Annotated in this window: 28 protein-coding genes; 12 read left to right on the top strand and 16 right to left on the bottom strand. The window is 59.5% G+C overall.

The window, feature by feature from the left end; translation table 11 throughout:
* Complete coding sequence (locus tag TAN611_RS10875; RefSeq protein WP_232251679.1) at positions 1-162, bottom strand: DUF1656 domain-containing protein; 162 nt, start codon at positions 160-162, stop codon at positions 1-3.
* Between the two features lie 256 nt (positions 163-418).
* On the opposite strand from TAN611_RS10875, the gene slyA reads away from it, so the two are divergent.
* Positions 419-853, top strand: coding sequence for a transcriptional regulator SlyA (gene slyA, locus TAN611_RS10880; protein WP_105231006.1), 435 nt, complete (start codon positions 419-421; stop codon positions 851-853).
* An 89-nt stretch (positions 854-942) separates the two neighbouring features.
* Here slyA and TAN611_RS10885 read toward each other — a convergent pair whose 3' ends face one another.
* A complete protein-coding gene (locus TAN611_RS10885; RefSeq protein ID WP_105231007.1) occupies positions 943-1410 on the bottom strand; it encodes a glycine zipper 2TM domain-containing protein in 468 nt (155 codons plus the stop codon).
* A gap of 361 nt (positions 1411-1771) precedes the next feature.
* Here TAN611_RS10885 and anmK point away from each other — a divergent pair, with 361 nt between their 5' ends.
* The 5 genes from anmK (at position 1772) to pdxY (ending at position 6359) form a co-directional block, all read left to right on the top strand.
* Complete coding sequence (gene anmK, locus TAN611_RS10890) at positions 1772-2902, top strand: anhydro-N-acetylmuramic acid kinase (RefSeq protein ID WP_105231008.1); 1131 nt, start codon at positions 1772-1774, stop codon at positions 2900-2902.
* 36 nt (positions 2903-2938) lie between these two features.
* Entirely contained in the window at positions 2939-3241 is a 303-nt protein-coding gene (locus tag TAN611_RS10895) for an MliC family protein (RefSeq protein ID WP_105231009.1), read from the top strand.
* Positions 3242-3330: 89 nt separating this feature from the next.
* Positions 3331-3984, top strand: coding sequence for a pyridoxamine 5'-phosphate oxidase (gene pdxH / locus TAN611_RS10900; RefSeq protein ID WP_105231010.1), 654 nt, complete (start codon positions 3331-3333; stop codon positions 3982-3984).
* Between the two features lie 141 nt (positions 3985-4125).
* The gene (gene tyrS / locus TAN611_RS10905; protein WP_105231011.1) at positions 4126-5400 is read left to right on the top strand and encodes a tyrosine--tRNA ligase; all 1275 of its coding nucleotides are present in this window, start codon (positions 4126-4128) and stop codon (positions 5398-5400) included.
* A gap of 92 nt (positions 5401-5492) precedes the next feature.
* Complete coding sequence (gene pdxY, locus TAN611_RS10910) at positions 5493-6359, top strand: pyridoxal kinase PdxY (RefSeq protein WP_203067696.1); 867 nt, start codon at positions 5493-5495, stop codon at positions 6357-6359.
* A gap of 36 nt (positions 6360-6395) precedes the next feature.
* On the opposite strand, the gene gstA is transcribed toward pdxY, so the two are convergent.
* From gstA to TAN611_RS10925, 3 genes are all read right to left on the bottom strand, one after another.
* Complete coding sequence (gene gstA / locus TAN611_RS10915) at positions 6396-7001, bottom strand: glutathione transferase GstA (protein ID WP_105231013.1); 606 nt, start codon at positions 6999-7001, stop codon at positions 6396-6398.
* An 84-nt stretch (positions 7002-7085) separates the two neighbouring features.
* Positions 7086-7979 carry a 4-hydroxy-tetrahydrodipicolinate synthase gene (dapA, locus tag TAN611_RS10920; RefSeq protein WP_203067697.1) on the bottom strand — a complete coding sequence of 298 codons (894 nt, stop codon included), beginning with the start codon at positions 7977-7979 and terminating at the stop codon, positions 7086-7088.
* A 346-nt stretch (positions 7980-8325) separates the two neighbouring features.
* Complete coding sequence (locus TAN611_RS10925) at positions 8326-8595, bottom strand: hypothetical protein (RefSeq protein WP_105231015.1); 270 nt, start codon at positions 8593-8595, stop codon at positions 8326-8328.
* A gap of 191 nt (positions 8596-8786) precedes the next feature.
* Between TAN611_RS10925 and TAN611_RS10930 the strand changes: the two genes are divergently transcribed.
* Complete coding sequence (locus TAN611_RS10930) at positions 8787-9098, top strand: hypothetical protein (RefSeq protein ID WP_111737159.1); 312 nt, start codon at positions 8787-8789, stop codon at positions 9096-9098.
* Positions 9099-9117: 19 nt separating this feature from the next.
* The gene (locus TAN611_RS10935; RefSeq protein ID WP_105231017.1) at positions 9118-9498 is read left to right on the top strand and encodes a nuclear transport factor 2 family protein; all 381 of its coding nucleotides are present in this window, start codon (positions 9118-9120) and stop codon (positions 9496-9498) included.
* A gap of 6 nt (positions 9499-9504) precedes the next feature.
* On the opposite strand, the gene TAN611_RS10940 is transcribed toward TAN611_RS10935, so the two are convergent.
* On the bottom strand, positions 9505-9882 hold the full coding sequence (locus tag TAN611_RS10940; protein ID WP_160031205.1) for a RidA family protein: 378 nt from the start codon (positions 9880-9882) through the stop codon (positions 9505-9507).
* Positions 9883-9985: 103 nt separating this feature from the next.
* Here TAN611_RS10940 and TAN611_RS10945 point away from each other — a divergent pair, with 103 nt between their 5' ends.
* Complete coding sequence (locus TAN611_RS10945; protein WP_105231019.1) at positions 9986-10837, top strand: aminoglycoside phosphotransferase family protein; 852 nt, start codon at positions 9986-9988, stop codon at positions 10835-10837.
* Here the strand turns inward: TAN611_RS10945 and TAN611_RS10950 are convergent.
* Complete coding sequence (locus TAN611_RS10950; protein WP_203067698.1) at positions 10802-11302, bottom strand: cupin domain-containing protein; 501 nt, start codon at positions 11300-11302, stop codon at positions 10802-10804. The two genes, TAN611_RS10945 and TAN611_RS10950, sit on opposite strands and share 36 nt — an antisense overlap.
* Before the next feature lie 108 nt (positions 11303-11410).
* Complete coding sequence (locus TAN611_RS10955) at positions 11411-12586, bottom strand: benzoate/H(+) symporter BenE family transporter (RefSeq protein ID WP_203067699.1); 1176 nt, start codon at positions 12584-12586, stop codon at positions 11411-11413.
* Between the two features lie 108 nt (positions 12587-12694).
* On the opposite strand from TAN611_RS10955, the gene TAN611_RS10960 reads away from it, so the two are divergent.
* Both TAN611_RS10960 and TAN611_RS10965 read left to right on the top strand, forming a co-directional pair.
* Complete coding sequence (locus tag TAN611_RS10960) at positions 12695-13255, top strand: helix-turn-helix domain-containing protein (protein WP_105233316.1); 561 nt, start codon at positions 12695-12697, stop codon at positions 13253-13255.
* A gap of 178 nt (positions 13256-13433) precedes the next feature.
* Positions 13434-15515 (top strand): prolyl oligopeptidase family protein, encoded by a 2082-nt coding sequence (locus TAN611_RS10965; RefSeq protein ID WP_203067700.1) that lies wholly within the window; start codon positions 13434-13436, stop codon positions 15513-15515.
* A 68-nt stretch (positions 15516-15583) separates the two neighbouring features.
* Here TAN611_RS10965 and dtpA read toward each other — a convergent pair whose 3' ends face one another.
* The 5 genes from dtpA to rsxD all read right to left on the bottom strand — a co-directional run bounded on the left by dtpA (position 15584) and on the right by rsxD (position 20752).
* Positions 15584-17101, bottom strand: a complete 1518-nt coding sequence (gene dtpA, locus TAN611_RS10970; RefSeq protein WP_105231023.1) for a dipeptide/tripeptide permease DtpA — start codon at positions 17099-17101, stop codon at positions 15584-15586.
* A gap of 594 nt (positions 17102-17695) precedes the next feature.
* Complete coding sequence (nth, locus tag TAN611_RS10975; protein ID WP_105231024.1) at positions 17696-18337, bottom strand: endonuclease III; 642 nt, start codon at positions 18335-18337, stop codon at positions 17696-17698.
* Positions 18334-19032 carry an electron transport complex subunit E gene (locus TAN611_RS10980; RefSeq protein WP_105231025.1) on the bottom strand — a complete coding sequence of 233 codons (699 nt, stop codon included), beginning with the start codon at positions 19030-19032 and terminating at the stop codon, positions 18334-18336. The genes nth and TAN611_RS10980 overlap by 4 nt, the downstream gene beginning before the upstream one ends.
* Positions 19025-19657, bottom strand: coding sequence for an electron transport complex subunit RsxG (rsxG, locus tag TAN611_RS10985; protein ID WP_111737154.1), 633 nt, complete (start codon positions 19655-19657; stop codon positions 19025-19027). The genes TAN611_RS10980 and rsxG overlap by 8 nt, the downstream gene beginning before the upstream one ends.
* 9 nt (positions 19658-19666) lie before the next feature.
* Positions 19667-20752, bottom strand: coding sequence for an electron transport complex subunit RsxD (gene rsxD, locus TAN611_RS10990; protein WP_203067701.1), 1086 nt, complete (start codon positions 20750-20752; stop codon positions 19667-19669).
* 655 nt (positions 20753-21407) lie between these two features.
* On the opposite strand from rsxD, the gene TAN611_RS10995 reads away from it, so the two are divergent.
* Positions 21408-22298 (top strand): helix-turn-helix domain-containing protein, encoded by an 891-nt coding sequence (locus TAN611_RS10995; RefSeq protein WP_105231028.1) that lies wholly within the window; start codon positions 21408-21410, stop codon positions 22296-22298.
* 142 nt (positions 22299-22440) lie between these two features.
* On the opposite strand, the gene rsxC is transcribed toward TAN611_RS10995, so the two are convergent.
* From rsxC to rsxA, 3 genes are read right to left on the bottom strand one after another with little or no spacing between them, the layout of a single operon-like run.
* Positions 22441-25152 (bottom strand): electron transport complex subunit RsxC, encoded by a 2712-nt coding sequence (rsxC, locus tag TAN611_RS11000; RefSeq protein WP_203067702.1) that lies wholly within the window; start codon positions 25150-25152, stop codon positions 22441-22443.
* Entirely contained in the window at positions 25145-25720 is a 576-nt protein-coding gene (gene rsxB, locus TAN611_RS11005; protein ID WP_105231030.1) for an electron transport complex subunit RsxB, read from the bottom strand. Before rsxB ends, rsxC begins: the two co-directional genes overlap by 8 nt.
* Positions 25720-26301, bottom strand: a complete 582-nt coding sequence (gene rsxA, locus TAN611_RS11010; protein ID WP_015672219.1) for an electron transport complex subunit RsxA — start codon at positions 26299-26301, stop codon at positions 25720-25722. The genes rsxB and rsxA overlap by 1 nt, the downstream gene beginning before the upstream one ends.
* Between the last annotated feature and the right edge of the window lie 87 nt (positions 26302-26388).

Raw genomic sequence — 26388 nt, forward strand, 5'->3', positions numbered from 1 at the left:
TTACAAACTCGCTAAGATCCACAAAGAGCCGCTCACGGCAATGACGAAAATGGATAAATCCATTAACATTGGATGCCAAATTTCGCCGGAATAGAGCCAGTCGCGCAGCAGGCGATGCACCAGCAACCAAAAAACCAGACCTAGTAAGAATGCTTTAAACATGGGGGGGAAATAAAGCGATGCGCCCAATACCAAATCGGGCAGTGCTGCGCTCGAATGTAACCATGGCGTAATCAATTTAACTATTCCTACGTGCAAATGTGTAATATATTCGAGTATTTGGTAACCAAATACTGCTAAGTTTACTGACGGCTTTGAGAATATCCATTATATACATTTGTATTTTTAATGTGATTTACCCAAAATAGAGTATGGTCTGGGAGATTAATATTAGCATGCTAATTATAAGGAGGGGTAAGTGGAATCAACTTTAGGTTCGGATTTAGCACGATTGGTTCGTGTTTGGCGCGCGCTCATCGATCATCGGCTAAAACCGTTGGAGCTCACCCAGACGCATTGGGTGACGCTGCACAATATCAGCCGGCTGCCGCCGGAGCAGTCGCAGATTCAGCTGGCGAAGGCGATTGGCATTGAACAACCCTCGCTGGTGCGTACGCTGGATCAACTGGAAGAGAAGGGGCTGATCACGCGGCATATCTGCGCCAACGACCGGCGGGCGAAACGCATTAAACTGACCGAGGCCGCCGCGCCGATTATCCGCGAGGTGGACAGCGTTATCAGTTCGACACGCGGTGAAATCCTGAACGGCATCAGGCCGGAAGAGGTACAGCTGTTGGTGACGCTGATTGGCAAGCTTGAGCAGAACATTACCGACCTACAAAACAAACAATAATCTTCAAGATTTTTGCACGATTACATTTACAGCAGCAAAACATAAAACCGGAGGCCAGGGCCTCCGGTTTTACGTTGGGAAACAGCGTGTTACAGCGGAGATACGGTAACCGTATTGCCGGAGCGCGCCATACGCACGCGCTGGCCCGGGCTGAACTTGGTGGCGCCTGCTTTCTGCACCACGACAATGTTGTCGCCTTTGGTGTCCGGACGGATTTCCAGCTCGACGCCGGAAGTACGGCCGGCAACGTCGCCGATCTGGTCGCCCGCCACGCCGCCGGCGACGGCGCCTGCTGCGGTGGCCAGGCTACGGCCGGTGCCGCCGCCGATCGTGTTGCCGAGGAAGCCGCCGATCACTGCGCCGCCGATGGTGCCGAGCATGTTAGAACCGCCTTCGCCCTGGATTTTCACCGGACGCACGGATACCAGAGTGCCGTAGCTGGCCTGCTGCACCTGCTTCGCCTGTGCCGACGTATAAACGTCGCCGGACATGGAATCATTGGCGCAACCGGCCAGCGTCAGCCCGGCTAGAGCAACAACGATAAGACGTTTGATCATATAAAACTCCTGATTTTAGTGTTCCATAACCTGGCCATCCCAGGCGAGAGTCAGTGAAAGATAGACAAAGTATGGCTCAAAGCTGCGCAAATGCCTATTAGGCCGCGCGTGCCGCACCTTACCTCTCCTTCCAGCATAATCGTGCACCGTTCAACCAATAATAAACAGCTGTTTAAATTTATCACAGTGTATCGCCGTACGGCTCAGGGTAAAACGTGCGCCTGGCGCGTGCTAAAAATAAACGTTTTCTCTCACAATCGCAAAAAAGGCATCCTAATTCATGGCGTTAATAGATTAATTCTGGTTTATTTGTCTGAGTGACAACGGTTAAGCAGACCCGCGACGGGGAAAGGACAGGTTTATGAAGTCAGGCCGCTATATCGGCGTTATGTCAGGCACCAGTCTGGACGGGGTAGACGTGGTGCTGGCCGCCATTGATGAACGTATGGTGGCGCAGCAGGCCAGCTACAGCCATCCGCTGCCGATTGCGCTTAAGCATGAAATCCTCGGCATGTGCCAGGGCCAGCCGACCACGGTCTCCGCCGTCGGGCAGTTGGACGCCAGGCTGGGCACGCTGTTCGGTGAAGCGGTGCTGGGGCTGCTGGAGCAAACCGGCGTGCCGGCCCATGAGATCACCGCCATCGGTTGCCACGGGCAAACCATCTGGCATGAGCCGGAAGGAGACACGCGTTTTTCGATGCAGCTGGGTGACAATAACCGCATCGCCGCGTTGACCAACATTACCACCGTCGGCGATTTTCGCCGCCGCGATATGGCCTACGGCGGGCAGGGCGCGCCGCTGGTGCCGGCGTTCCATCAGGCGCTGCTGTCGCATCCGGCGGAGCGGCGCATGGTGCTGAATATCGGCGGTATCGCCAACCTGTCTATGCTGCTGCCGGGGATGCCGGTGCGCGGCTTTGACACCGGGCCGGGCAATATGCTGATGGACGCCTGGGTATGGCGCCATCGCCAGCAGCCGTATGACAAAGATGCCGCCTGGGCGATGAGCGGGCGGGTTTGCCTGCCGCTGTTGCAGCAGATGCTGGCCGATCCTTATTTTGCGCTGCCGGCGCCGAAAAGCACCGGACGGGAATATTTCAATATCGGCTGGCTGGAGCAGCAGTTGGCGCGGCTGCCGGGCGTCAGCGCGGCGGATGTGATGACCACCCTGGTAGAACTGACCGCCGTCACTATCTGTGAACAGGTGATGCTGGCCGGCGGCAGTGAACGGCTGCTGGTGTGCGGCGGCGGGGCGCGCAATCCGCTACTGATGGCGCGCATGGCGGCATTGCTGCCCGGCACCGAAGTCAGTACCACCGACAGCTTCGGCATCAGCGGTGACGATATGGAAGCGCTGGCGTTTGCCTGGCTGGCGTTCCGTACCCTGTCCGGCCAGCCGGGCAACCTGCCGTCGGTGACCGGCGCCAGCCGCGAAACGCTGCTCGGTGGGATTTATCCGGTTTTCCCATCGCACCGGCGTCCGCTCTGTTAGGATAAAAACGATCGCCTGACTACAAGGAATAACCCGATGAAAAAACTTCTTCTTGCCGGCCTGACGCTGGCGCTCGGCGGGTGCAGCTATTTCCTGCCGCAGCAGAGCCAGGTGCTGCACTACCAGTGCGGCACCACGCCGCTGACCGTGGCGCTTAACGGTGAAGACAGCACGGTCAACCTGTTGCTGGATGGCCAGCAGCTGACGCTGAAGCAGCAGTTGGCCGCCTCCGGCGCCAAATACGGCGACGGCAAATATACGTTTTGGTCCAAGGGGCAGAGCGCGTTCGTCGAACGTGACGATAAAGTGATTATGAGCGACTGCACGCTGGTGAACTGAGATGGCGCCCGGCGTGCGGTAAAGATTGAGATTATGGCGCGTCGGGCGCAGAATAATCCCACCTATTTTTTGGTTGGTTGATACACCAGATGTCTGATAACTCTCAGTTTGATGTCGCGGACCTGCGCCGCGAATACACCCGTGGCGGCCTGCGTCGTCAGGACCTTACGGCAAACCCTCTGGATCTGTTTGAGCGCTGGCTGCAGCAGGCCTGCGAAGCGCGCCTGGCCGATCCCACCGCCATGTGCGTGGCGACGGTGGATGAGCAGGGGCAGCCGTATCAGCGTATTGTCCTGCTGAAGCACTATGACGACAAAGGGCTGGTGTTTTACACCAACCTTGGCAGCCGCAAGGCGCAACAGCTGGCGCACAACCCGAAAATCAGCCTGCATTTTCCCTGGCATACGCTGGACCGGCAGGTCAGTTTCCTCGGCACGGCGGAGCGCCTGTCGACGCTGGAAGTCATGAAATACTTCAGCAGCCGGCCAAAAGACAGCCAGATCGGCGCCTGGGTGTCGCAGCAGTCAACGCGCATCTCGGCGCGTGGCGTGCTGGAGAGCAAGTTCCTCGAGCTGAAGCAGAAATTCCAGTCCGGCGAGGTGCCGCTGCCTAGTTTCTGGGGCGGTTTCCGCGTCAGATTCGACTCCGTTGAGTTCTGGCAGGGCGGCGAACACCGTTTACATGACCGTTTCCTGTACCAGCGCGACGGGAATGACTGGAAAATTGACCGACTGGCGCCCTGACGCGCAGAAAATACCGTTAAGCGCTGGCAGAGTTGAGGCCGGCGCTTTATTCTATGCGCTTCATTCCGATTTTATTATTTCGCCACTGGGCGGAAGGCCGTGTACCGGCAAAGGTGCATTCGTTTATACATGGAGAACTTGATGGCTAGCATCAACCTGATTCAACAATTGCAAGAGCGGGGCCTGGTGGCCCAGGTGACGGACGAGGAAGCGTTAGCAGAGCGACTGGCGCAAGGGCCAATTGCGCTGTATTGCGGCTTCGATCCGACCGCTGACAGCTTGCATTTGGGCCATCTGGTGCCGCTGCTGTGCCTGAAGCGTTTTCAGCTCGCCGGCCACAAACCGGTGGCGCTGGTGGGCGGGGCGACCGGTCTGATCGGCGATCCGAGCTTCAAGGCGGCGGAACGCAAGCTGAACACCACGGATACCGTTAACGAGTGGGTGGAGAAGATCCGCAAACAGGTGTCGCCGTTCCTCGATTTCGACTGCGGCGACAATAGCGCCATCGCTGCCAACAACTACGACTGGTTCGGCGATATGAACGTGCTGACCTTCCTGCGTGACATCGGCAAGCACTTCTCCGTTAACCAGATGATCAACAAAGAAGCGGTGAAGCAGCGCCTGAACCGTGACGATGTCGGCATCTCCTTTACCGAGTTCTCCTACAATCTGCTGCAGGGTTACGACTTTGCCGAGCTGCACCGTCGTCATCAGGTGGTACTGCAGATCGGCGGTTCCGACCAGTGGGGCAACATCACCTCCGGCATCGACCTGACCCGCCGTATGCATCAACAGCAGGCGTTCGGTCTGACCGTGCCGCTGATCACCAAGGCGGACGGCACCAAATTCGGCAAAACCGAAGGCGGCGCGGTATGGCTGGCGCCGGAAAAAACCAGCCCGTACAAGTTCTACCAGTTCTGGATCAACACCGCGGATGCGGACGTGTACCGCTTCCTGAAGTTCTTCACCTTTATCAGCCTGGAAGATATCAACGCGCTGGAAGAGGAAGACCGCAACAGCGGCAAGGCGCCGCGCGCCCAGTACGTGCTGGCGGAAGAAGTGACCCGTATGGTGCACGGCGAAGAGGGGCTGGCGGCGGCGCAGCGTATTACCCAGAGCCTGTTCTCCGGCGCGCTGCATGAGATGACCGAAGCCGATTTCGCGCAGCTGGCGCAGGACGGTATGCCGTCGGTCAAGCTGGATAAAGACGCCGATCTGCAGCAGGCGCTGGTTAACGCCGAGCTGGTGCCGTCACGCGGCCAGGCGCGCACCATGATCGGCTCCAATGCGGTAAGCGTGAACGGCGAGAAGCAGTCCAACGCGGAATACGTTTTCAGCGACGACGACCGCCTGTTCGGCCGCTATACGCTGCTGCGTCGTGGTAAAAAACATTACTGCCTGGTTGAGTGGCAGTAATCGCAATTAACAGAAAGGGGCCCGCAGCGGCCCCTTTGTCATTACCCGGTCAGGAACGGTACGCTCCCGGCCTTTGAGATTTACGCACGCCAATGAAAAACATTCTTTCCATTCAATCACACGTGGTGTTCGGTCATGCCGGCAACAGCGCCGCGGAGTTCCCCATGCGCCGCATGGGCGTCAACGTCTGGCCGCTGAATACCGTGCAGTTTTCCAACCATACGCAGTACGGCCGCTGGACCGGCTGCGTGATGCCCGCCAGCCACCTGAGCGAGATCGCCCAGGGCATCGCGGATATCGACCAGCTGCAGCGCTGCGACGCGGTGCTGAGCGGCTATATCGGTTCTCCCGAACAGGGCAGCCATATTCTGGATATCGTGCGCCAGGTGAAACAGGCGAATCCCGACGCCTGGTATTTTTGCGATCCGGTGATGGGTCACCCGGAAAAGGGCTGCATCGTGGCGCCGGGCGTGGCGGAGTTTCTGTGTCAGCAGGCGTTGCCGTGCAGCGATATGGTGGCGCCGAACGTGCTGGAACTGGAACAGCTCAGCCAGCGTGAGATCGCCTCCGTCGATCAGGCGGTTGATGCCGCGCGCGCGTTGATTGCGCGCGGGCCGAAAGTGGTGCTAGTGAAACACCTGAGCCGCGCCGGGTATAGTCACGACGCGTTTGAGATGCTGCTGGTGACGGCGGAGGAAGCCTGGCATATCAGCCGTCCGCTGGTGGACTTCGGCAGCCGTCAGCCGGTGGGCGTGGGCGATTTGACCAGCGGCCTGCTGCTGGTGGATCTGCTGCAGGGCAAGGCGCTGGACCAGGCGCTGGAGCACGTGACGGCGGCGGTGTATGAAGTGATGCTGACCACCAAGGAGATGGGCGAGTATGAACTGCAGGTGGTTGCCGCGCAGGATTATATCGTCAACCCGCGCTGCCATTTTGCGGCGGTGAAGCTCGGGGCATAATTCTTTCCCCGCCGTTGCGGCGGGGAAGACAAACACTTACTGCAAGCCTTCGGCATTCAGCGCTGCGGCGACCGCCGGGCGTGCCGCCACGCGCTTCATATAGCCGGTCAGGTGCGGATAGGGCTGCAGATCGAACTGCAGCGCTACCGCCCAGCGCAGCACGGTAAACAGGTAGGCGTCCGCCACGCAGAAGCGGCTGCCCAGCAGGTAGTGTTGCTGCGCCAGCACGTCGTCGAGATAGTGGAAATGCTGCTCCAGCTTGGCGCGCGCCATCGCCAGATACGCTTCCGGCGTTTTAGGGTTGAACAGCGGGGTAAAGCCCTTGTGCAGCTCCGTAGCGACAAAGTTCAGCCACTCGATGGCATGGTAGCGCGACAGCGTGCCCGCCGGCGGAATCAGTTGGCGATCGGGCACCCGATCCGCCAGATACTGCACTATTGCCACGCCTTCGGTCAGCAGACTGCCGTCATCCAGCAGCAGTGCCGGAACCTGTCCTTTAGGGTTAATCGCCAGATAGTCGGCGCCGCTCTCGGTGGTTTTGCTGACCAGATCGACTTTTTCCGCGGTGAAGTCCAGCCCCGCCTCGCGCAGCACGATATGCGGAGACAGGGAACAGGCGCCGGCTTTATAGAACAGTTTCATCGTTTGACTCCTTGATAAGGATAAAAGGCGTGCGTGCCTAACCCTCTATCCTAGCGCCGCCGCGATGAAATTGCCGCGCTTCAGCTAACAAATTTCACTGACGGCTTCATCCTGCGGCTGCAGTTGCGCCAGCGTGGCGGCAATTTGCTGCTGCAGCGCCAGCGGCGCGGTTTGCATCGGCGCGCGCAGCTCGTTGCGCAGCAGTTCCTGCTGCGCCAGCGCGGCTTTCACCGGCGCCGGGTTGGCGAAGCTGAACATCTGACGGATCATCGGCAGCAGTGCGTAGAAGTTGGCGCGCGCGGCGGGCAGGTCGCCGTCGGCGACCTGTTGCACCAGCTGCACAAAGCGCTCCGGGTACAGATGTGCCGACGCGGAGATCGCCCCGGTGCCGCCGAGGCACAGCGTGGAGAGAATCAGGTTGTCCTCGCCGGTCAGCACGTCAATCTCGCCGTCGTCGATCAGCGCCATGGTGACGTCCGGATTGCCGCCGCACTCTTTGATGGCTTTCACCTGCGGGTGGCGGGCAATCTGACGCAGCGTGTCCAGCTCAAGGGTGACGCCGGTGCGATAAGGCACGTTGTACAGGATCACCGGCACGTGCGACGCGTCGGCCAGCGTGGTGAAGTACTCAACCAGCCCGGACTGCGACGGACGGATGTAATAAGGTGCGGGAACCAGCACGCCGGCAATGTCGCGCTGTGCAATCGCCTGCTGCATCTGCAGGGTGGCGGTCAGATTGTTGCCGGCCAGCCCCATGACGACCTGGTGCGCCGGCGCCACTTCCAGCACCGCGTCCAGCACCGCCAGTTGCTCCTCTTTATCGAGCGCGGCGGCTTCGCCGGTGGTGCCGCACACCACCAACCCGTCGACGCCGGTGGCCAGCAGATGCTGCGCCAGACGTTTTAGCGCGGGAAAATCGACGTTGTGTTGATTAAACGGGGTGACTAACGCTACCCAAATACCGGAAAAAGAGGCCATAAAAATTCCTTCTGAGTGACCGTGAGAGAGGCCAGATGAAAAAGCAGCGAATGGGCGTTGCGCGTCGTGCTGCCAGCTCATCTGACAGGACAGCGCCCCGGTCAGACGAGCGGCTGCTTCTGCAATGTATCGATCAGGCCGCCGGCAAACATCGGCGCACTCGGGCGGTATGTCGGGGGATAGTACAGCGGCATGATGGCGTTCTCATAACGGGATAATAGGGGATGATGATGAATACTCCCGATCGGGCTGTCAATTTATAACAGGTTGATAACATTGTTATTCATGATGGCCGAAGGCTGATGAGTTTCGCTAATAGCGCGGTGCGGACGATCGCTGTCTGGGGTCAGACATCGTCCCGGACGCCGAATTTACGGTCAAACTCGCGCCGGTAGGCGCGCGCCTTGTTGCGATCGCGGATCCACAGATAGCCGCACACCAGCGCCACCGCGCCGGAAAACACCATATTACGCATATCCTGGTCATAACAGTACACCAGCAGGGTATCCAATGCGGCGATCAGCGCAAACCATTTATAGACGTGGGACTGCCGCCGCGTTGCCGCGTTCAGGCGTTTCAACTGTCTGGCTTCGTCGAGCACTGGTTTTTTCTGCATGATTTTCCTGTCTGGGATTTTTATTAGAAATAAATTAGCAGAGATTTGATGATTACCGAACCGGTTAATCTGAGTTTTTTCTGAGTGATGGCGGCAGAGAGGGGCAGATCGGCATGCCGGGAAGATGCTTTTACTACCCGGTCGCTTGTTTATTCTGATAATGTGATTTTTTATTCACCCTGGAGGGCGGTATGATCGTTCGTACCTGGCACGGCTGCGTGCCGCAACAACATCGGCAGGGTTTTGCCGATCATCTGGCTGTCACAGGCGTGCAGCATGCTAAGGCAACGGCTGGAAACTGTGGCGCTTTTGTCCGGCAGGAACTGCAGGGCGACTACGTGCACTTTTTTCTGGCTACGTATTGGGAGTCGCTGGAGGCCATCAGGCAATTTGCCGGCGAGCATTATCAACAGGCGGTCACTTATCCGGATGATGAGGCATATGGTTTGATTTCAGACCCCTATGTTTTTCAGCATCGGGTGACGGAGATAGCCGCACTGTAACCACCGCGAGGAGAATGTGATGAACCATCGAACGTTACGACCGGAAGAGTTGGTGCAACAGCAGCTTGAGGCTCACAACGCGCGGGATATCGACGCTTTTCTCGCCTGTTGGGCCGAGGATGCGCAGTACTATCAACATCCCGACAAACTGCTGGCCAGCGGCAAGGCGGAACTTCGCGAGTACCATATCGCGCGCTTTCGCGAGCCGAGCCTGTTTGCCGAGCGCGTAAAGCGTATTGTGGTTGCCAATAAAGTGGTCGATCAACTGCGGGTGACGCGTAATTTTCCCAACGGACGCGGCAGTATGGACGTGCTGGTGATTTATGAGATTACCCAGGGGAAAATCGCCCGCGCCTGGATCACCGTTGGCCCCTGCGTGGTAGACGAAGGGGCGCTGTGACGCCGCTTACAGCGCGATAACGGCTTCGATCTCAACGTTCACATCTGCAGAAAACAGCGCGCTGACGGCCAGCAGGGAGCAGGCCGGCAGCGCGCCTGTCAGTTTATCCGCCAGCACCGGACGCACCGACGGCAGGTCGGCGATATCGGTCAGAAACACCGTCAGTTTAATCAGCGTTGCCAGGCTGCCGCCCTCATAACGGGCAATGGCGTCCAGCTGTTGCAAAACGGCCTGCGTTTGCCGAGCGGCCGTCTCTCCCTGCGCCTCGCCGCCGAATGCCGTCAGCCCGGAAACGTACAACAGATCGCCATGGCGCACCGCATGCACATACGGGCCGCCGGGCGCGGTTAAAAATGGGTAATTAATGCGTTTTAGTTCAGACATACGTAATTTCCCCTTAAGGCGAAGGCAATAAAATCGATACACTGGGCTGACAGGGCGGCATAACGTGCGCCCGCACTTTCAGCTATCAAGATGCGAGAGGGCGATGAATCAGGCTTTTACTCCCTACCTGCAGCGCTGGGCGCTGACGCCGGACGGTAAGGCATTTGAAACCCATAGTAGCCTATTGATGCCGGTGCGCCACCAGGGGGCGCCGGCGATGTTGAAAATTGCCCGTGAGCCGGAGGAAAAATTCGGTGCACGGCTGATGTGCTGGTGGCAGGGCGACGGCGCGGCGCAGGTGCTGGCCTGTCACGGCGACGCGCTGTTGCTGGAGCGCGCGCAGGGGGCGCAGTCGCTGACCCAGCTGGTGCGTACCGGTGATGACGAGCGGGCAACGGCAATCCTGTGCCAGGTGGTCGCCCGACTGCACAAACCGCGCGCGCAGCCGCTGCCGACGCTGATAGCGCTGGACCAGTGGTTTGGTTCGCTGTGGCCGGCGGCGCAGGCGCACGGCGGCATGCTGCGGCTGAGCGCCAGCGTGGCGGCGGAACTGCTGGGTAGCCCGCGCGAGCAGTGCGTGTTGCATGGCGATATCCACCATGACAACGTGCTGGATTTCGGCGAACGCGGCTGGCTGGCCATCGATCCCAAGCGCCTGTATGGCGAACGCGGTTTTGATTACGCCAATATCTTCTGCAATCCCAATTACGGCATCGCCACCGATCCGCAGCGCTTTCAGCGGCGCGTTGAGCAGGTCTGCGCGCTGGCCGGCTTTGAGAGGCGACGTCTGCTGCAGTGGATCCTGGCCTGGGCCGGGCTGTCCGCCGCCTGGTTTATGGAGGACGGCGATACGGCGGATATCGATTTCCGCGTGGCTGAACTGGCGGCGACCGCGCTGGGGCTGTCGCCACCGGACGACTCAGGGTTCATCCTGCCAGTAATCGAGCGATGCTGAAGGTCGCTGCAGATAGCGCGCCTGATAATCGCCGGTAAACGCCATGGCCTGATACTTGCCGGAATCCGGGTACTCCACCAGCTCCGGCTGTTCGCGGGTACTGATGGAAAGATAGGTCAGCGGCGCGTCGGAGCTATTGATGAGCTGGTGAGGATAGTCCGGCCCCGGCGGGATAAAAATGGTATCGCCGGCGCTGACCGGCAGCATTTTGCCGGCCACGCGCAGGGTGCCACAGCCTTCCAGAATGATAAACATCTCTTCCTGCCCGTAGTGGAAATGATAAGGGCAGGAGCGTTTGCCGGGGGCGACGGTATCGATGGAGGCACCGAGCTTGCTGGCGGCGGTGCCGGTACCCAGCCGTGCTGACAGGCTGTCGTACAGCGGCGGACGGCTGTCGTGGCGTTTGGCGATCTGATGGTAATTGCGGATCAGTTTCTGGCGTAGCTGTGCGGCATGTTCAGACATAGATTCGTTACCCCGTCACTTATTCATGGAGTGAGCGTTGTACAAGCAGAGTCGGCCAACGCGCTGGATCTCAGTTAACCAGAATATCCGCCCGGATGCGACCCGTCTTCAGCGCATTGCCCGTGCCGGCCACGCCAGCAGCAGATGGGCGAAGACGCCGCCAACCAGCCCCCAGAACGCCGCGCCGACGCCAAACAGCGTAATGCCGGAGGCGGTGATAAGAAAAGTAATCAGCGCAGCGTCGCGCTGCCGTTCATCGTGCAGAGCACGCTGCAGACTGCCGCCAATGGCGCCCAGCAGCGCCAGCCCGGCGATAGTGTGGATCAGCGCTACAGGCAGCGCGCTGAGCAGCAGACCGATAGCGCCGCCGAATAGCCCGGCCAGCAGGTAAAAGCCGCCGGCCGCCATTGCGGCCAGATAGCGTCGTTTCGGATCCGGATGCGCGTCCGGCCCCATACAGATGGCGGCGGTAATTGCGGCGATGCAGACGGAAAAGCCGCCGAACGGCGCCAGCAGCAACGCGGTAAGCGCGGTCCAGCTAATCAGCGGCGAGGTGGGAACCTGATAGCCGGCGGCGCTGAGCGTGGCAATCCCCGGCGCATTCTGCGACGCCATGGTGACGATAAAGAACGGAACGCCGATCCCTAGCAGTGTAGAGAGACTGAATTGCGGCGCGATAAACTCGGGCGGTGCGATGGCGCCGTGTAACGGTATCGGCGCGATCGTGCCCTGCAGCGCGGCGACCGCCAGCCCGGCCAGCAGCGTCAGCACAATGGCGTAACGCGGCAGCAGACGGCGCGCCAGCAGATAGGTCAGACACATGGCGCCGGCCAGCGGCAGGTTGCTCTGCAGCGCGCCGAAGGCGTCCAGCCCGAAGCGCAGCAGAATGCCCGCCAGCATCGCGGCGCAGATCGGCGGCGGAATAATATGCATCAGCCGGGCGAACAGTCCGGTGACGCCACACAACAGAATCAGCCCGGAGGCGAAGATAAACACGCCGATGGCTTCCGGCAGCGAGGTGCCGGGCAGGCTGGTCACCAGCAGCGCCGCGCCGGGGGTTGACCAGGCGGTGAGAATCGGCGTGCGGTAATACCATGACAGCCCTAGTGAACTGACGCCCATCGCCAGCCCGAGCATACTCAGCCAGCCGCCGATTTGCTGCGCGCTGGCGCCGGCGACCGCGGCCGCCTGAAAGATAATCGCCGCCGAACTGGTATAGCCTACCAGTACGGCGACAAAGCCGGCGATCAATGCCGGCAGGAATATGCCGCTTGCCCGTTTCATCCTATCCCCTGGTGTTTGTGCGTTATAGCGCACGATTGCGCCGAGCATAGCACTGTGCGTTATAGCGCACAAGGCGCTATAATCGGCCCAGCAATGCGAGGAGAAATGATGCAACCAATGAGCGGCCATCTGGCGCAAACCCTGAAAGCACTGCGTCATCAGCGCGGTTGGAGCCTGAGCCAGGCTGCCGATCAAACCGGCGTCAGCAAGGCAATGCTGGGACAAATTGAGCGTGAGGAGTCCAGCCCGACGGTGGCAACGCTGTGGAAAATCGCCACCGGTTTTAACGTGGCGTTTTCCGCTTTTCTGGCGCCGTCATCGCCGCCTACGCCGACGCTGCACCGTCAGGGAGCGCTGCCGGCCTTTATGCAGGAGAACGCCGCCATGCGTGTGACGCCGCTGTTCCCGTTTGACGCGCAACTGGGCTTTGATATGTTCGCCATCGAGCTGGCGCCCGGCGCCTTCAGCGAATCGACGCCCCACGAGCCGGGGGTGATCGAACATGTGGTGGTGCTGAGCGGCGAGCTGGAGCTGGCGATCGACGATCGCTGGCACCGTCTGGCGGCCGGCGAGGCGATGCGCTTTCAGGCCGACCGTCCCCATGCCTACCGCAATAGCAGTGCGCAGGCGGTGCATATTCACGATCTGATCCATTACCCGCGTACTTAACCCGCTCGCCGCGTTTTGACAGCATGGCGGTGAATGGGTAGTTTGTTGATAATCACTCTCATTTGATTGTTTAACCGTGCCGGTTATGCCGCACAGCAAAAGGAGCTTGATGGTGCCGTTCGCTAATCGACGTCAATTTCTTAAACTCGGTGCACAAACCGCAGGAGCCGTTATCGCCATGACTTCACTGCCTAACAGTATCCGCCTTGCCATGGCGGGCGCGCAGCCGCCCGCGGACGATCAGCTGTGGCTGGAACCCTTGCAGGGGAGCGAAGCGCTCAACTGGGTCAAACAGCAGAATCAGCGCACGCTGCAGCAGTTTGCGCAGGACAGCGCCTTTCCGCAGTTGGAAAAACAGGTGCTGGATATTCTGAATAAAGAGACGCAGATCCCCTGGGTCACCAAATTTGGCGACTATTACTACAACTTCTGGCAGGACCAGAAAAATCCGCGCGGCCTGCTGCGGCGCGCCACGCTGGACGAGTACCGCAAGCCGCAGCCAGCCTGGGAAACGGTGCTGGATATCGATGCGCTGGGCAAAGCGGAAGGGAAAGAGTGGGTGTATCACGGTTCGCAGTCGCTGGAGCCAGAACATCGCTATTGCCTGATTAATCTGTCGCCGGACGGCGGCGATGCGGTGGAAGTGCGCGAGTTCGATTTACACAACAAACGTTTTGTCGAGCAGGGGTTCCGCCTGCCGGCGGCGAAAAGCGTGGTGTCCTGGGCCAGTGCCGACGAACTGTTCGTCGCCACCGATTTCGGCAGCGGCTCACTGACCCAGTCCGGCTACCCGCGTACGGTGAAGCGCTGGCGGCGGGGGACGCCGCTGGACAGCGCGGAAACGCTGTATCAGGCGCAGCCGGAGGATATGCGCGCCTATGCGTATCACGACGATACGCCCGGTTTTGAGCGCGACTATATCGTGCGCATGATCGACTTCTATCGGCAGGAAACCTTCTTGCTACATGCCAACGGCGAACAGCAGCGTATTGAGGTGCCGTCTGATGCGGAGATCAACAGCCACCGCGACTGGCTGCTGATTAAACCGAGAAGCGACTGGCAGCTGGAGGGGCGGACTTATCCGGCCGGCGCGCTGCTGGCAGCCAAATTCGACGACTATCTGGCCGGCAGGCGGAAGCTGGAAGTCCTGTTTACCCCCAGCGCCAACCAGGCGCTGAGCGACTATAGTACGACGCGCGACCACCTGATCGTCGGCATTATGCAGGATGTGGCCAACCGCCTGGAGGTGCTGACGCCGCAGGGCGACAGCTGGCACTCCCGGCCGCTGGGCGTACCGGTCGAATTGAGCACCGTCGCCGCCGGCGGCATTGACAATAAGACCAATGATTATTTCCTGACGGTCAGCGGATTCCTGCAGCCGACGTCGCTGTATCTGGGCAGTCTGGACGATGAGGACGAACCTGAACTGCTGAAGCAGGCGCCGCAGGACTTTGCCGCCGATAAGTATCAGGTCAGCCAGCACTTTGCGACGTCGCAAGACGGCACGCGAGTGCCGTATTTCCAGGTGGCGCATAAAGGGCTGCGACTGGACGGTGATAACCCGACGCTGCTGTATGGTTACGGCGGCTTCGACGTTTCCTTGCTGCCGAGCTATCTGGGGGCGCGCGCGCCGACCTGGCTGGAGCGGGGCGGCGTGTATGTTATCGCCAATATTCGCGGCGGCGGCGAGTACGGCCCGGCCTGGCACCGGGCGGCGCTGAAGCAGAACCGCCATCGCGCCTATGAGGATTTTGCCGCCGTGGCGCAGGATTTGATGGACAGAAAAGTGACATCGTCACGCAGGCTGGCGGCGCGCGGCGGCAGTAACGGCGGCCTGCTGGTCGGCAATATGCTGACGCACTATCCGCAGCTGTTCGGTTGTATCGTCTGTGAGGTGCCGCTGCTGGATATGCGGCGCTACACCAAGCTATCGGCCGGTGCGTCGTGGATTGCCGAATACGGCGACCCGGATAAGGCGCAGGAGTGGGAATATATCCGCACCTTCTCGCCGTACCATAACCTGAAGGCGGACGTTGCCTATCCACCGGTGCTGTTCCTGACCGCCACCAGCGACGACCGGGTCAATCCGGCCCATGCGCGTAAAATGGCGGCGCGTATGCAGCAGATGGGCTATCAGCAGGCGTACTTTTATGAAAATACCGCCGGCGGCCACAGCGCCGCGGCGGATAAGCAACAGTCGGCGTTTAACGCCGCGCTGGTCAGCGAGTTCCTCTGGCACAGCCTGAACGGCGCAGGCTAGGCGGTAGGGTAAACGACAGCATAAAAAAAGCCGGTCAGTTGACCGGCTTTTTTGTGCGTCAGAAGCAATCAGTGGCTGGCGGAGGTCGCCGGCGCTTTCTGCGTGGCGTCCTCGGGGTTGTCCAGCGTCATGCGGTGCAGCTTCGGCGCGGTCAGCATCATCAGGATGGCGATCACCCCGGTCGCGATGCCGATCTGCAGGAAGACGTGGCTGTAAACCGCCAGTGAAGCGTGAGCGTCGTTAAGCTCGCCGGCCGGCGTTGCGGTCAGACCGGCCACTTTACCGGCGATCAGCGCGGCGGCGGCGGTGGTCAGGAACCAGGAGCCCATGATAAAGCCCATCAGACGCTGTGGCACCAGCTGCGCCACCATCGCCAGACCCAGGCCGGAAATCATCAGCTCGCCGATGCTCTGCAGCGCGTAGCTCAGAATCAGCCAGTTAACGGATACGATACCGGCGTCGTTAGCGAAGCTGGCGCCCCAAGGCAGCACCAGGAAAGCGCCGGAACACAGGATCATGCCGAAGGCGAATTTGTGCGGCATCGGCAGGCGGTCGCCCATTTTATTGTACAGGGCCGCCAGAATCGGGCTGGCCACCATGATCCAGAACGGGTTCAGCGCCTGATACTGTTCCGGTTCAAAAGGAATGCTCAGAATGCTGTGCTCCACGTTATGGATCGCAAAGAAGTTCAGCGAGGTCGGCATCTGGGCATACAGCACGAAGAACACCACCGCTTCCAGCATCAGCAGGAAGGCGACGATCATCTTGCGGCGCGCGGCGCCCTGCATGGTGAAGGTCTCTTTGGCGAACACCAGCACGATGCCGGCAGAGATAATCGCCAGCGCCCAGCGGGCGATCGTCTGGTTGTGCAGCAGCCAGGTGGAGATGGCGATCAGCGCCACGATGCCTACCAGCACCATCAGCAGCTTCGGCAGGTGCAGCGGCTTGAAGTCCGGCTTGGAGCCGTGCTGCTTCACCCACTTCTTGCACATCATAAAGTTGACCAGAGTGATCAGCATACCGACCACGCTCAGGGAGAAGGCGACGCTCCAGCCATATTTGGCCGCCAGCCACGGGGTAGCCAGCATCGACATAAAGGAACCGATGTTCACCGACATGTAATACATGGTGAAGGCGCCGTCCAGGCGCGGGTCATCTTTCTCATAGCAGGTGGACAGCAGCGAGGACGGATTTGCCTTGAACAGGCCGCTGCCGACGGCGATGGCCGCCATACCGAGGTAAACCCAGAAAATATCGTGGCCGGAGTAGGCCACCATGGCATAACCGGCCGCCAGCACCAGCGCTCCCAGCACGATGACGCGTTTGGTGCCGAGCACTTTATCCCCCAGCCAGCCGCCGATGGCGACAAAGCCATAGACCAGGGCGCTGAACGAGGAGAACAGGGTGATGGAGTCGGCTTCGCTCAGGCCGAGCATCTTGACCAGATACACCGCCATGATGCCCTGCAGGCCGTAGTAGCCGAAGCGTTCCCAGAGTTCGATAGAGAAGATCAGGTAGAATGCTTTCGGCTGCTTAAAAGCATTAAGGCTGATGTCTTCCGGGTGTTTGTTGTTTGCTGTTGACACAAGTACCTCGATTTTTCACAACCCGTCATAAGTGACAGGAAAATACAAAAGGTGATGCCGAAAGCATCCTTCTGCGTTGTTATAAGATGGGATGACGGCGGTTAATGTTCACTATCTTTGTCAACCTGGCAAGCTCTTTGTCATATTCGGTTACATATAACGACGAGGCAGGGAAACAACTATGTTGCAAATGTTATGCAGAATTAACGTTTGAGTTTTTTTGATTTGCCGAGCTTTTGTTTTGTTTAAAAGATATCCAAGCCGCATCTAGTGATATGTTCTGCTATTTGGATTTTTTTTAGACCATATCAATGGGTGTGGGTGATAATCTGTTGCAATGTCATGCATATCGCTTGTTTTGCGGAATTATAGAAATATCGCAAAACTTGTAGCCAAGTTGTGAATGCATTGTTTAATCTGAATCGTGATACAGGCCGCAATTTTATGCTAATTTTTCGCTTGAAATTAAGTGGAATATCAGATTCTGCGGAAATCCACGATCTTGCCGAGGTTAATGCTGCGCAATATCACATTTTTGATAAAAAAGAGGCGTCAATAGGGAGAGGCCGGACGTGGTATGCGCCCGGCGGCAGATCAGGCGTCTGGGTAGACTTTTTCTTTATATTCGCACAGGTCTTCAATCAGGCAGGAGCCGCAGCGCGGCTTACGCGCGATGCAGGTATAGCGCCCGTGCAGAATCAGCCAGTGGTGGCAGTCGACCTTGAACGCGGCCGGCACCACCTTCAGCAGCTTCTCTTCAACCTGGTCGACATTTTTGCCCGGTGCGAAGCCGGTGCGGTTGCTGACGCGGAAAATATGGGTATCGACGGCGATGGTCGGCCAGCCGAAGGCGGTATTCAGCACCACGTTGGCGGTTTTACGGCCGACGCCGGGCAGCGCTTCCAGCGCCGCGCGATCTTCCGGCACCTCGCCGTCGTGCTGTTCCAGCAGAATGCGGCAGGTCTTAATCACATTCTCCGCCTTGCTGTTAAACAGGCCGATGGTCTTGATGTACTCTTTAACGCCGTCCACGCCCAACGCCAGCATGGCCGCCGGCGTATTGGCTACCGGATACAGCTTGGCGGTGGCCTTGTTGACGCTGACGTCGGTGGCCTGCGCCGACAGCAGCACGGCGATCAGCAACTCAAACGGCGTGCTGAATGTCAGCTCGGTGGTAGGGTGCGGGTTGTTGTCACGCAGCCGGGTCAGTATTTCCAGGCGTTTTTGTTTATTCATGAGGCTTTCTCTGGCTCTCCGTGCTCCGGCGCCGCGTCGGCGATTGCCTGCGCCTTGCGCGCTTTCATTTTCTCATCAATCACATATTTCGCCGCCAGCATCAGCCCGAGGCCGATAAAGGCGCCCGGCGGCAGCATCGCCAGCAGCAGCGGGCTGTCGAAATGCACCACTTCAATACGCAGCACCTTGGCCCAGTTGCCCAGCAGCATATCGGCGCCGTCAAACAGTGTACCGTTGCCGATCAGCTCACGCATTGAACCGAGCACGAACATCGCGCCGGTGGCGCCCAGGCCGATAAACAGGCCGTCGATCAGCGCCAGGTTGACCGGTTTTCTGGCGGCGACCGCTTCGGCGCGGCCGACCACGATGCAGTTGGTGACGATCAGCGGAATAAAAATCCCCAGCGACTGGTACAGGCCGAAGGCATAGGCGTTGATCAACATCTGCACGATGCTGACCGCGGCGGCGATAATCATCACATAGATCGGGATACGCACTTCACTCGGCACCAGCCGCCGCAGGGCGGAGATGGAGCCGTTGGTGATCATCAGCACCAGCGTGGTCGCCAGCCCGAGGCCGAGGGCGTTGGTGGCGGTGGAGGTCACCGCCAGCAGTGGGCACAGCCCCAGCAGCTGCACCAGCGCGGAGTTGTTCTTCCACAACCCCTGAATCATTAACTCTTTTGCTTCACTCATTGGCTGCTCCACAGGCAGGTAAGTGGTCAAGTTTAGTCGGCAGCGTCTCCATATACAGCGCGGTACGGCGCACGGCGTTGACTACCGCGCGCGGCGTGATGGTGGCGCCGGTGAACTGGTCAAACATACCGCCGTCCTTTTTCACCGCCCAGCGCTTATCATCCGGCCCTTCGATCTTCTGGTTGCTGAAGAAGGTGATCCAGTTGCTGAGGCGCAGCTCGATTTTATCACCCAGGCCCGGCGTTTCATGGTGTTCAACCACCCGGCTGCCGAAGACGGTGCCGCTGAAATCAGCGCCGACCAGCAGTTTTATCGCGCCGGAGTAGCCGTCCGGCGCAGTGGTTTCCAGCGCGGCGCCCACCGGTTTGCCCTGTTTGCGCGCCAGATACAGCCGGTGTGCGGCCGTGTCACCCAGCGCCGGATCGCTGACCAGATAGCACTCCGTCTGCATATCATTATCGTAATGTTCAGGCGGCAGCACCTGATCGAGCAGCGTTTTTTGCTGCAGCGCTGCCTGATGGGCGATGGTTTTCTGGGTTAACGCATTGACCACCGCGGTCATACCGGTGGTGGCTGCGGCGAACAAGGCCAGCGTGGTGCCATGCTTGCGCATTGATTTTAGCATGATGGCTCCTTAGCGATGGCCGTAAACACGCGGCTGCGTGTAGTGATCGATCAGCGGCACGGTGATATTGGCCAGCAGTACCGCGAAGGCCACGCCGTCCGGATAGCCGCCGTAAACGCGGATCAGCCAGACCAGCACGCCGATCAGCGCGCCGTAGATCAGGCGGCCTTTCGGCGTGGTGGAGGCGCTGACCGGATCGGTGGCGATAAAGAACGCGCCGAGCATGGTGGCGCCGGAGAACAGATGGATCAGCGGTGACGCCTGATGCGCCGGGTCAAGCTGCCAGGCGAGGGTAGAGCACAGCGCGATGGCGGCCAGCATGCTGAACGGAATCTGCCAGTGAATCAGCTTGCGTCCCAGCATAAACAGCCCGCCGGCGAGGAAACCGAGGTTCACCCACTGCCAGCCGATGCCGGCCAGCGCGCCGCCGAATATCGGCGTCTGCAGCACCTGTTCTACCGAATGGCCGCTGCGCAGGCCGGTTTTAAAGCCGTCCAGCGGCGTGGCCTGGCTGACGCCGTCAACGCCCAGTTGCAGCTGGTGTAGGGAGAGTCCCTGGCTGGTCTGGCCGCTGAAAATACTCAGCAGCACATCGTGAAACGGTAACCCTTCGGCGCGCAGCGCTTCCGGCGGCAGCCAACTGGTCATCTGTACCGGGAAGGAGATCAATAGTACCACGTAGCCGACCATCGCCGGGTTGAACGGGTTTTGTCCCAGGCCGCCGTACAGCTGCTTGGCGATCACGATGGCGAACAGCGTGCCGATAACGGCCATCCACCACGGCGCCAGCGGCGGCAGGCTGATGCCGAGCAGCAGGGCGGTGAGCAGGGCAGAGTTGTCGGCCAGTCGGGCGCGCACCGGCTGTTTGCGCAATGCCAGCACGGTGCCTTCCGCCAGCAGGGCGGTGGCCATTGCCAGCGCCGTCTGTACGAGAGAACCATAGCCGAAGAACCAGATTTGCGCGCCCAGCCCCGGAATGCACGCCAGCATCACCCAGAGCATAATGCGGCTGGTACTCTGCTGATTGTGGGTAAAAGGGGAACTGGCGATATGTAAGCCTTTGGTGGCAGACTGTTTTACCGGCCTAAACTTCATAGAGTCACTACACCTGTTTGTCCCGCCATTATGACAGGATTACTTTATCAATAACTTGCCGTCAGTTTAATGTAAAAACAACGACTTAAATTCATATCCCGCAGGGCCGCCGAGTGTGGAGCGGTGCCTGCGCGCGGGTAAAATATGGGGGCTCTCAACGCGATGGCGTTGTCAGAAAGCCCGGTATCCGGCCGTGCGGCTTCCTGCCGAATGAACAGAACCGGCGTAGTTTACATTGAACAGCGCGCTATCACTATTATCTGTCACATTGTTTTTCATTTCTTTCGGCCGTATTCAGGGCTGAGGCCCTGTGCCGCCGAGGGCGTTGCACCGGGGAGGAGAATGCTTTACGCGATATTTCAGCGTGGATTTTAAAACCTGTTCCCAGCGCAAAAACGCCGCAGCAATGATCAGGACACGGGGCGTTTGACCGCCATTTTTCGCATTATTCATGCCATACTGTGGTTTTATTCAGCAACGTTTTGCGTTAGCTTAATCCTAGACAATACGGGGGCGCAGTATAAAATCGCGCAGAACCTAATCCCACAATCCTAACATGTTATTTTGGGTACATTTTTTCGCACAAAATATCAACCATGATATAATGTATACAGGTTACTATCCCGAGTCTTACTAAGTTAGTGAATTGATAATAATGACGAATGAAGACATATTTTTTATTGAAGAGCTGATCGAGTGGGTTGAAATACATCTGGAAACACGCCCGAACCTGGATGAAGTGGCACGCATCTCCGGTTACTCCAAATGGCATCTGCAACGTAAATTCAAGCGCATCACCGGCATTCAGCTGGCGACCTATATCCGCTCGCGTATCCTGACCCGTGCGGCGGTGGCCCTGCGCATTACCCACCGCTCAATTATCGATATCTCTGACGAACTGGGCTTCGATTCACAACAAACGTTTACCCGCATGTTTAAACAGCGCTTTGGCACCACGCCAAACCGCTACCGTTCCATGGAAAAATGGGACGTAAAAAATCTGATGCCGCGCTTTAGCTTCGAGGCGCAGTATGACAAAGGCTACTACCCGGAAGTCAAACGGCTGACGCTGCCGGAAATGCAGCTGGTCGGTTTTTCACGCCAGCTGGATTTTGAAGAACAAGAGATTGAGCACGACTCCTGCATGGCGATGAAAGATGAAATCTTCAACGACTTTTTCAAGGGGCTGGACGTCGGCTGCCGCAAGGTTTACAGCATCTACTCCGCCCGGCTGCAACATGAGGGGCTTTGTTCTGGCATCCATTCGATGGCGGTCGAGGCGCAGCACCGTAAGGATATTGTGTCCGGTCATCATACCGACAATATTACGCTGCCGCCGCGGGAATATATCTCAATAACCCATAAGGGCTCGGCCAAAGAGTGCATCCAGTTTTTTGCCTACCTGAGCACTCATGTGATGCCGGGTTTGCGTCATGACGTGAAGGGCAGCGTGGAGATGGAGATTATCGAGATTAACGAATGGCAAATGGATGCTAAACTGCGTCAGATTGACGTTGACTATACCTACCTGATTTCTATCGACTAATTTCACACGCCGGCTGGCAATCCGTTTACTCAGGGTTGCGTACGCCGCGTGGGGAACCCCGCACCTTCACGATCTTTTCTCTACCCTTTATCTTGTGTATGCGACGAAGTAAAAACGCCTCGCGCTACGCGAGGCGTTTTGGTCAGGACTGTTTTTCCGTTTCTGCCTGCTGAGCGGCTTTTTTGGCCTTCACACGGGCGATGGCGGCAGCGACGGCGGCCTTGCGCGGATCGGCATCGCTATCCGCTGCGGCAGGGGCCGGCGTTTCAGCCGGTGCGACGTCCGGTTGCTGAGCGGCTTTTTTAGCCTTCACACGGGCGATAGCGGCGGCAACGGCGGCCTTGCGCGGATCGGCATCGCTGTCCGCTGCGGCAGGGGCCGGCGTTTCAGCCGGTGCGACGTCCGGTTGCTGAGCGGCTTTTTTAGCCTTCACACGGGCGATAGCGGCGGCAACGGCGGCCTTGCGCGGATCGGCATCGCTGTCCGCTGCGGCAGGGGCCGGCGTTTCAGCCGGTGCGACGTCCGGTTGCTGAGCGGCTTTTTTAGCCTTCACACGGGCGATAGCGGCGGCAACGGCGGCCTTGCGCGGATCGGCATCGCTGTCCGCTGCGGCAGGCGCCGTGGTTTCAGCCGGTGCATCGTCGGCCTGCTGGGCGGCTTTCTTGGCTTTGGCGCGGGCGATAGCGGCAGCAACGGCGGCCTTGCGCGGATCGGCATCGCTGTCCGCTGCGGCAGGCACCGTGGTTTCAGCCGGTGCATCGTCGGCCTGCTGGGCGGCTTTCTTGGCTTTGGCGCGGGCGATAGCGGCAGCAACGGCGGCTTTGCGCGGATCGGCATCGCTGTCCGCTGCGGTAGGCGCCGGGGTTTCAGCCGGTGCATCGTCGGCCTGCTGGGCGGCTTTCTTGGCTTTGGCGCGGGCGATAGCGGCAGCAACGGCGGCCTTGCGCGGATCGGCATCGCTGTCCGCTGCGGCAGGCACCGGGGTTTCAGCCGGTGCATCGTCGGCCTGCTGGGCGGCTTTCTTGGCTTTGGCGCGGGCGATAGCGGCAGCAACGGCGGCCTTGCGCGGATCGGCATCGCTGTCCGCTGCGGCAGGCACCGGGGTTTCAGCCGGTGCATCGTCGGCCTGCTGGGCGGCTTTCTTGGCTTTTACCCGCGCCAACGCGGCGGCAACGGCAGCTTTACGCGGATCGTCAGTCTCAGCGGCGTCAACCGCAGGCACGTCAACCGTCGGCTGCTGCGCTTTGCGTTCCCGCGCCTGCGCTTTGCGCGCCTCGCGGGCGGCGATGGCGGCGCTGTTATCCGGCGTAGCGCCCGGTTGTACTTCACCGGTCGCCGCATCGTTTTTACTGCGTACGCGCGCCAGCGCCGCCTGAACGGCGCTTTGGTCGTTATCGGTCAACTTGACCGCCGCCTTCTTGTGGCGCTCTTCACGCGCCAGTTTCTCGCGTTCCATACGCGCCTGTTTGGCTTCGTAGCGCGCTTTGGCTTCGGCGGCGCGCGCCGCTTCCTGATCGATCGCCTTGATTTCCGCCTTTTCCTGGCGGTAATACTGCACCAGCGGGATATTGCTCGGGCACACATAGGCGCAGGCCCCGCACTCGATACAGTCAAACAGATTATGCTGGCGCGCCTTGTCGTGCTCCTGGCCGCGACTGAACCAGTACAGCTGCTGTGGCAGCAGCCCGGCCGGGCAGGCGTCGACGCACAGCCCGCAGCGGATGCAGGACTGTTCCGGCTCCTGCGGCGCCATTTCATCCACGGTCGGCGCCAGCAGGCAGTTGCTGATTTTCACGATCGGCACGTTGAGCGCGGGCAGGGTGAAGCCCATCAGCGGGCCGCCCATCACCACCATCTGCTGGCTTTGCGGCCGGAAACCGGCGAATTTCAGCAGATGCTCCACCGGGGTGCCGATGCGCGCCCACAGGTTACCCGGCTGGCTCAGTGCCTCGCCGGTCAGCGTCACCACGCGTTCGATTAACGGTTCGCCGTCGACGATGGCGCGTTTAATGGCGAAGGCGGTGCCGACGTTCTGCATCAGCACGCCGATGGCGGAAGAGTGTTTGCCATGCGGCACTTCTTTGCCGGTCAGAATCTTGGTCAGCTGCTTGGCGCCGCCGGAAGGGTATTTGGTCGGGATCACCCGCAGACCGATGCCCGGATGCTCGCGTAGCGCTTCTTTAAGAGCGGCGATGGCCTCCGGTTTATTGTCTTCGATGCCGATCAGCGTGGTTTTAGGCTGCAGCAGATGACGCAGGATATCGGTGCCCTGCAGAATTTCTTCCGCGCACTCGCGCATCAGGCGGTCGTCGGCGGTGATATAAGGCTCGCACTCGGCGGCGTTGAGGATCAGCGTTTCGACGCCGTGGGCGCCGCCCTGCAGTTTGCTGGCGGTCGGGAAACCGGCGCCGCCCAGGCCGGCAATACCGGCCTGATGGATGCGCTGGAGCAGCTCGTCGGCGTCCAACTGGCGATAGTCGGCCGCCGGCTGACGTTCACACCAGCGGTCTTCGCCGTCAGGACGGATAATCACGCACAGTTCGGCCAGCCCGGACGGGTGGGCGGTGATATGCGGTTTGATGGCGATCACCGTGCCGGAGGTGGGGGCATGTACCGGCAGGGTACGGCCGCGGCCCATGGTCAGCGGCTGGCCTTTCAGTACGCTGTCGCCGGCCTGCACCAGCAGTTCGCCTTCCGGTCCCAGGTGTTGCTGCAGCGGGATGATAAAGGTGTCGGGCAGCGGTGCCGTGCGCAGCGGCGCACCGCTGGACTGCGTCTTCATTTCAGGTGGATGGATCCCGCCGTCGAAATCCCAAATGCGATCTTTTTTAAAGGCGGTGAACAGATTAAACATGTTGCTCCACGTGAATGACTTGCACCGGGATGGTCTTCATATCCCATTTCCAATTGGCGGTGGTGGCGGCGACCGGGATCATTTCAATACAGTCGGTCGGGCACGGCGCGACGCACAGATCGCAGCCGGTGCACTGATCGGCAATAACGGTGTGCATGGCGCGGGTGGCGCCGACGATGGCGTCTACCGGGCAGGCCTGAATACATTTGGTGCAGCCGATGCAGTTGGCTTCATCGATAAACGCCACTTTACGCACCGGCTGGGCGACTTCCTCACCGCCGTCCAGCGGCTGAGGCTCGACGTTGAGCAGTTCGGCCAGTTTCAGCATTACCTGCTCGCCGCCCGGAGCACATTTGTTGATCATCTCGCCGTTGGCGACCGCCTCGGCGTAGGGGCGGCAGCCGGGATAACCACACTGGCCGCACTGGCTCTGCGGCAGGATCTCATCGATCTGCTCGGCAACCGGGTCTTCTTCCACCTCAAAACGGCGCGCGGCAAAACCGAGCACCACGCCAAACAGCAGCCCGAGGGCGCTTAATGCCGCAACGGCAATCCACAACGCGCTCATTAGAATTTCACCAGACCGGTAAAGCCCATAAAGGCCAGAGACATCAGCCCGGCGGTGATCAACGCGATGGACGAACCGCGGAACGGCGCAGGTACATCGGCAACCGCCAGACGTTCACGGATGGCGGCGAACAGCACCATCACCAGCGAAAAGCCCGCCGCGGCGCTAAAGCCGTAGACGGCGGACTGCAGGAAGTTGTAGCCCAGGTTGATATTGAGCAGCGCCACGCCGAGCACCGCGCAGTTGGTGGTAATCAGCGGCAGGAAGATGCCTAACAGACGGTACAGCGCCGGGCTGGTTTTACGCACCACCATTTCGGTGAACTGCACCACCACGGCGATTACCAGGATAAACGCCAGCGTCCGCAGGTAAATCAGATCGAGCGGCACCAGAATAAAGGTGTTGATCACCCAGGAGCTGATAGACGCCATGGTCATTACAAAGGTGGTCGCCATGCCCATGCCGATGGCGCTCTCCAGCTTCTTGGAGACGCCCATAAACGGGCAGAGGCCAAGAAACTTCACCAGGACAAAGTTGTTCACCAGCACGGTGCCGACAAAAAGAAGCAGGTATTCGGTCATTGCAACGCCTAAAAAAAGAAAAGCCGCTTATTATCGGAAATCAGCGGTAGAACGACAACCTATGAATCGCAGGGATCATACCTTTTC

Source organism: Serratia sp. Tan611 (genome assembly GCF_905188235.1).
GTDB classification, from domain to species: domain Bacteria; phylum Pseudomonadota; class Gammaproteobacteria; order Enterobacterales; family Enterobacteriaceae; genus Serratia_B; species Serratia_B rhizosphaerae.

What these genes read in the sequence shown, in the direction of transcription:
- TAN611_RS10875 (WP_232251679.1), bottom strand. Translation starts at nt 162, where the DNA reads ATGTTTAAAGCATTCTTACTAGGTCTGGTTTTTTGGTTGCTGGTGCAT.
- TAN611_RS10885 (WP_105231007.1), bottom strand. Translation starts at nt 1,410, where the DNA reads ATGATCAAACGTCTTATCGTTGTTGCTCTAGCCGGGCTGACGCTGGCC.
- anmK (WP_105231008.1), top strand. Translation starts at nt 1,772, where the DNA reads ATGAAGTCAGGCCGCTATATCGGCGTTATGTCAGGCACCAGTCTGGAC.
- TAN611_RS10895 (WP_105231009.1), top strand. Translation starts at nt 2,939, where the DNA reads ATGAAAAAACTTCTTCTTGCCGGCCTGACGCTGGCGCTCGGCGGGTGC.
- pdxH (WP_105231010.1), top strand. Translation starts at nt 3,331, where the DNA reads ATGTCTGATAACTCTCAGTTTGATGTCGCGGACCTGCGCCGCGAATAC.
- tyrS (WP_105231011.1), top strand. Translation starts at nt 4,126, where the DNA reads ATGGCTAGCATCAACCTGATTCAACAATTGCAAGAGCGGGGCCTGGTG.
- pdxY (WP_203067696.1), top strand. Translation starts at nt 5,493, where the DNA reads ATGAAAAACATTCTTTCCATTCAATCACACGTGGTGTTCGGTCATGCC.
- gstA (WP_105231013.1), bottom strand. Translation starts at nt 7,001, where the DNA reads ATGAAACTGTTCTATAAAGCCGGCGCCTGTTCCCTGTCTCCGCATATC.
- dapA (WP_203067697.1), bottom strand. Translation starts at nt 7,979, where the DNA reads ATGGCCTCTTTTTCCGGTATTTGGGTAGCGTTAGTCACCCCGTTTAAT.
- TAN611_RS10925 (WP_105231015.1), bottom strand. Translation starts at nt 8,595, where the DNA reads ATGCAGAAAAAACCAGTGCTCGACGAAGCCAGACAGTTGAAACGCCTG.
- TAN611_RS10930 (WP_111737159.1), top strand. Translation starts at nt 8,787, where the DNA reads ATGATCGTTCGTACCTGGCACGGCTGCGTGCCGCAACAACATCGGCAG.
- TAN611_RS10935 (WP_105231017.1), top strand. Translation starts at nt 9,118, where the DNA reads ATGAACCATCGAACGTTACGACCGGAAGAGTTGGTGCAACAGCAGCTT.
- TAN611_RS10940 (WP_160031205.1), bottom strand. Translation starts at nt 9,882, where the DNA reads ATGTCTGAACTAAAACGCATTAATTACCCATTTTTAACCGCGCCCGGC.
- TAN611_RS10945 (WP_105231019.1), top strand. Translation starts at nt 9,986, where the DNA reads ATGAATCAGGCTTTTACTCCCTACCTGCAGCGCTGGGCGCTGACGCCG.
- TAN611_RS10950 (WP_203067698.1), bottom strand. Translation starts at nt 11,302, where the DNA reads ATGTCTGAACATGCCGCACAGCTACGCCAGAAACTGATCCGCAATTAC.
- TAN611_RS10955 (WP_203067699.1), bottom strand. Translation starts at nt 12,586, where the DNA reads ATGAAACGGGCAAGCGGCATATTCCTGCCGGCATTGATCGCCGGCTTT.
- TAN611_RS10960 (WP_105233316.1), top strand. Translation starts at nt 12,695, where the DNA reads ATGCAACCAATGAGCGGCCATCTGGCGCAAACCCTGAAAGCACTGCGT.
- TAN611_RS10965 (WP_203067700.1), top strand. Translation starts at nt 13,434, where the DNA reads ATGACTTCACTGCCTAACAGTATCCGCCTTGCCATGGCGGGCGCGCAG.
- nth (WP_105231024.1), bottom strand. Translation starts at nt 18,337, where the DNA reads ATGAATAAACAAAAACGCCTGGAAATACTGACCCGGCTGCGTGACAAC.
- TAN611_RS10980 (WP_105231025.1), bottom strand. Translation starts at nt 19,032, where the DNA reads ATGAGTGAAGCAAAAGAGTTAATGATTCAGGGGTTGTGGAAGAACAAC.
- rsxG (WP_111737154.1), bottom strand. Translation starts at nt 19,657, where the DNA reads ATGCTAAAATCAATGCGCAAGCATGGCACCACGCTGGCCTTGTTCGCC.
- rsxD (WP_203067701.1), bottom strand. Translation starts at nt 20,752, where the DNA reads ATGAAGTTTAGGCCGGTAAAACAGTCTGCCACCAAAGGCTTACATATC.
- TAN611_RS10995 (WP_105231028.1), top strand. Translation starts at nt 21,408, where the DNA reads ATGACGAATGAAGACATATTTTTTATTGAAGAGCTGATCGAGTGGGTT.
- rsxC (WP_203067702.1), bottom strand. Translation starts at nt 25,152, where the DNA reads ATGTTTAATCTGTTCACCGCCTTTAAAAAAGATCGCATTTGGGATTTC.
- rsxB (WP_105231030.1), bottom strand. Translation starts at nt 25,720, where the DNA reads ATGAGCGCGTTGTGGATTGCCGTTGCGGCATTAAGCGCCCTCGGGCTG.
- rsxA (WP_015672219.1), bottom strand. Translation starts at nt 26,301, where the DNA reads ATGACCGAATACCTGCTTCTTTTTGTCGGCACCGTGCTGGTGAACAAC.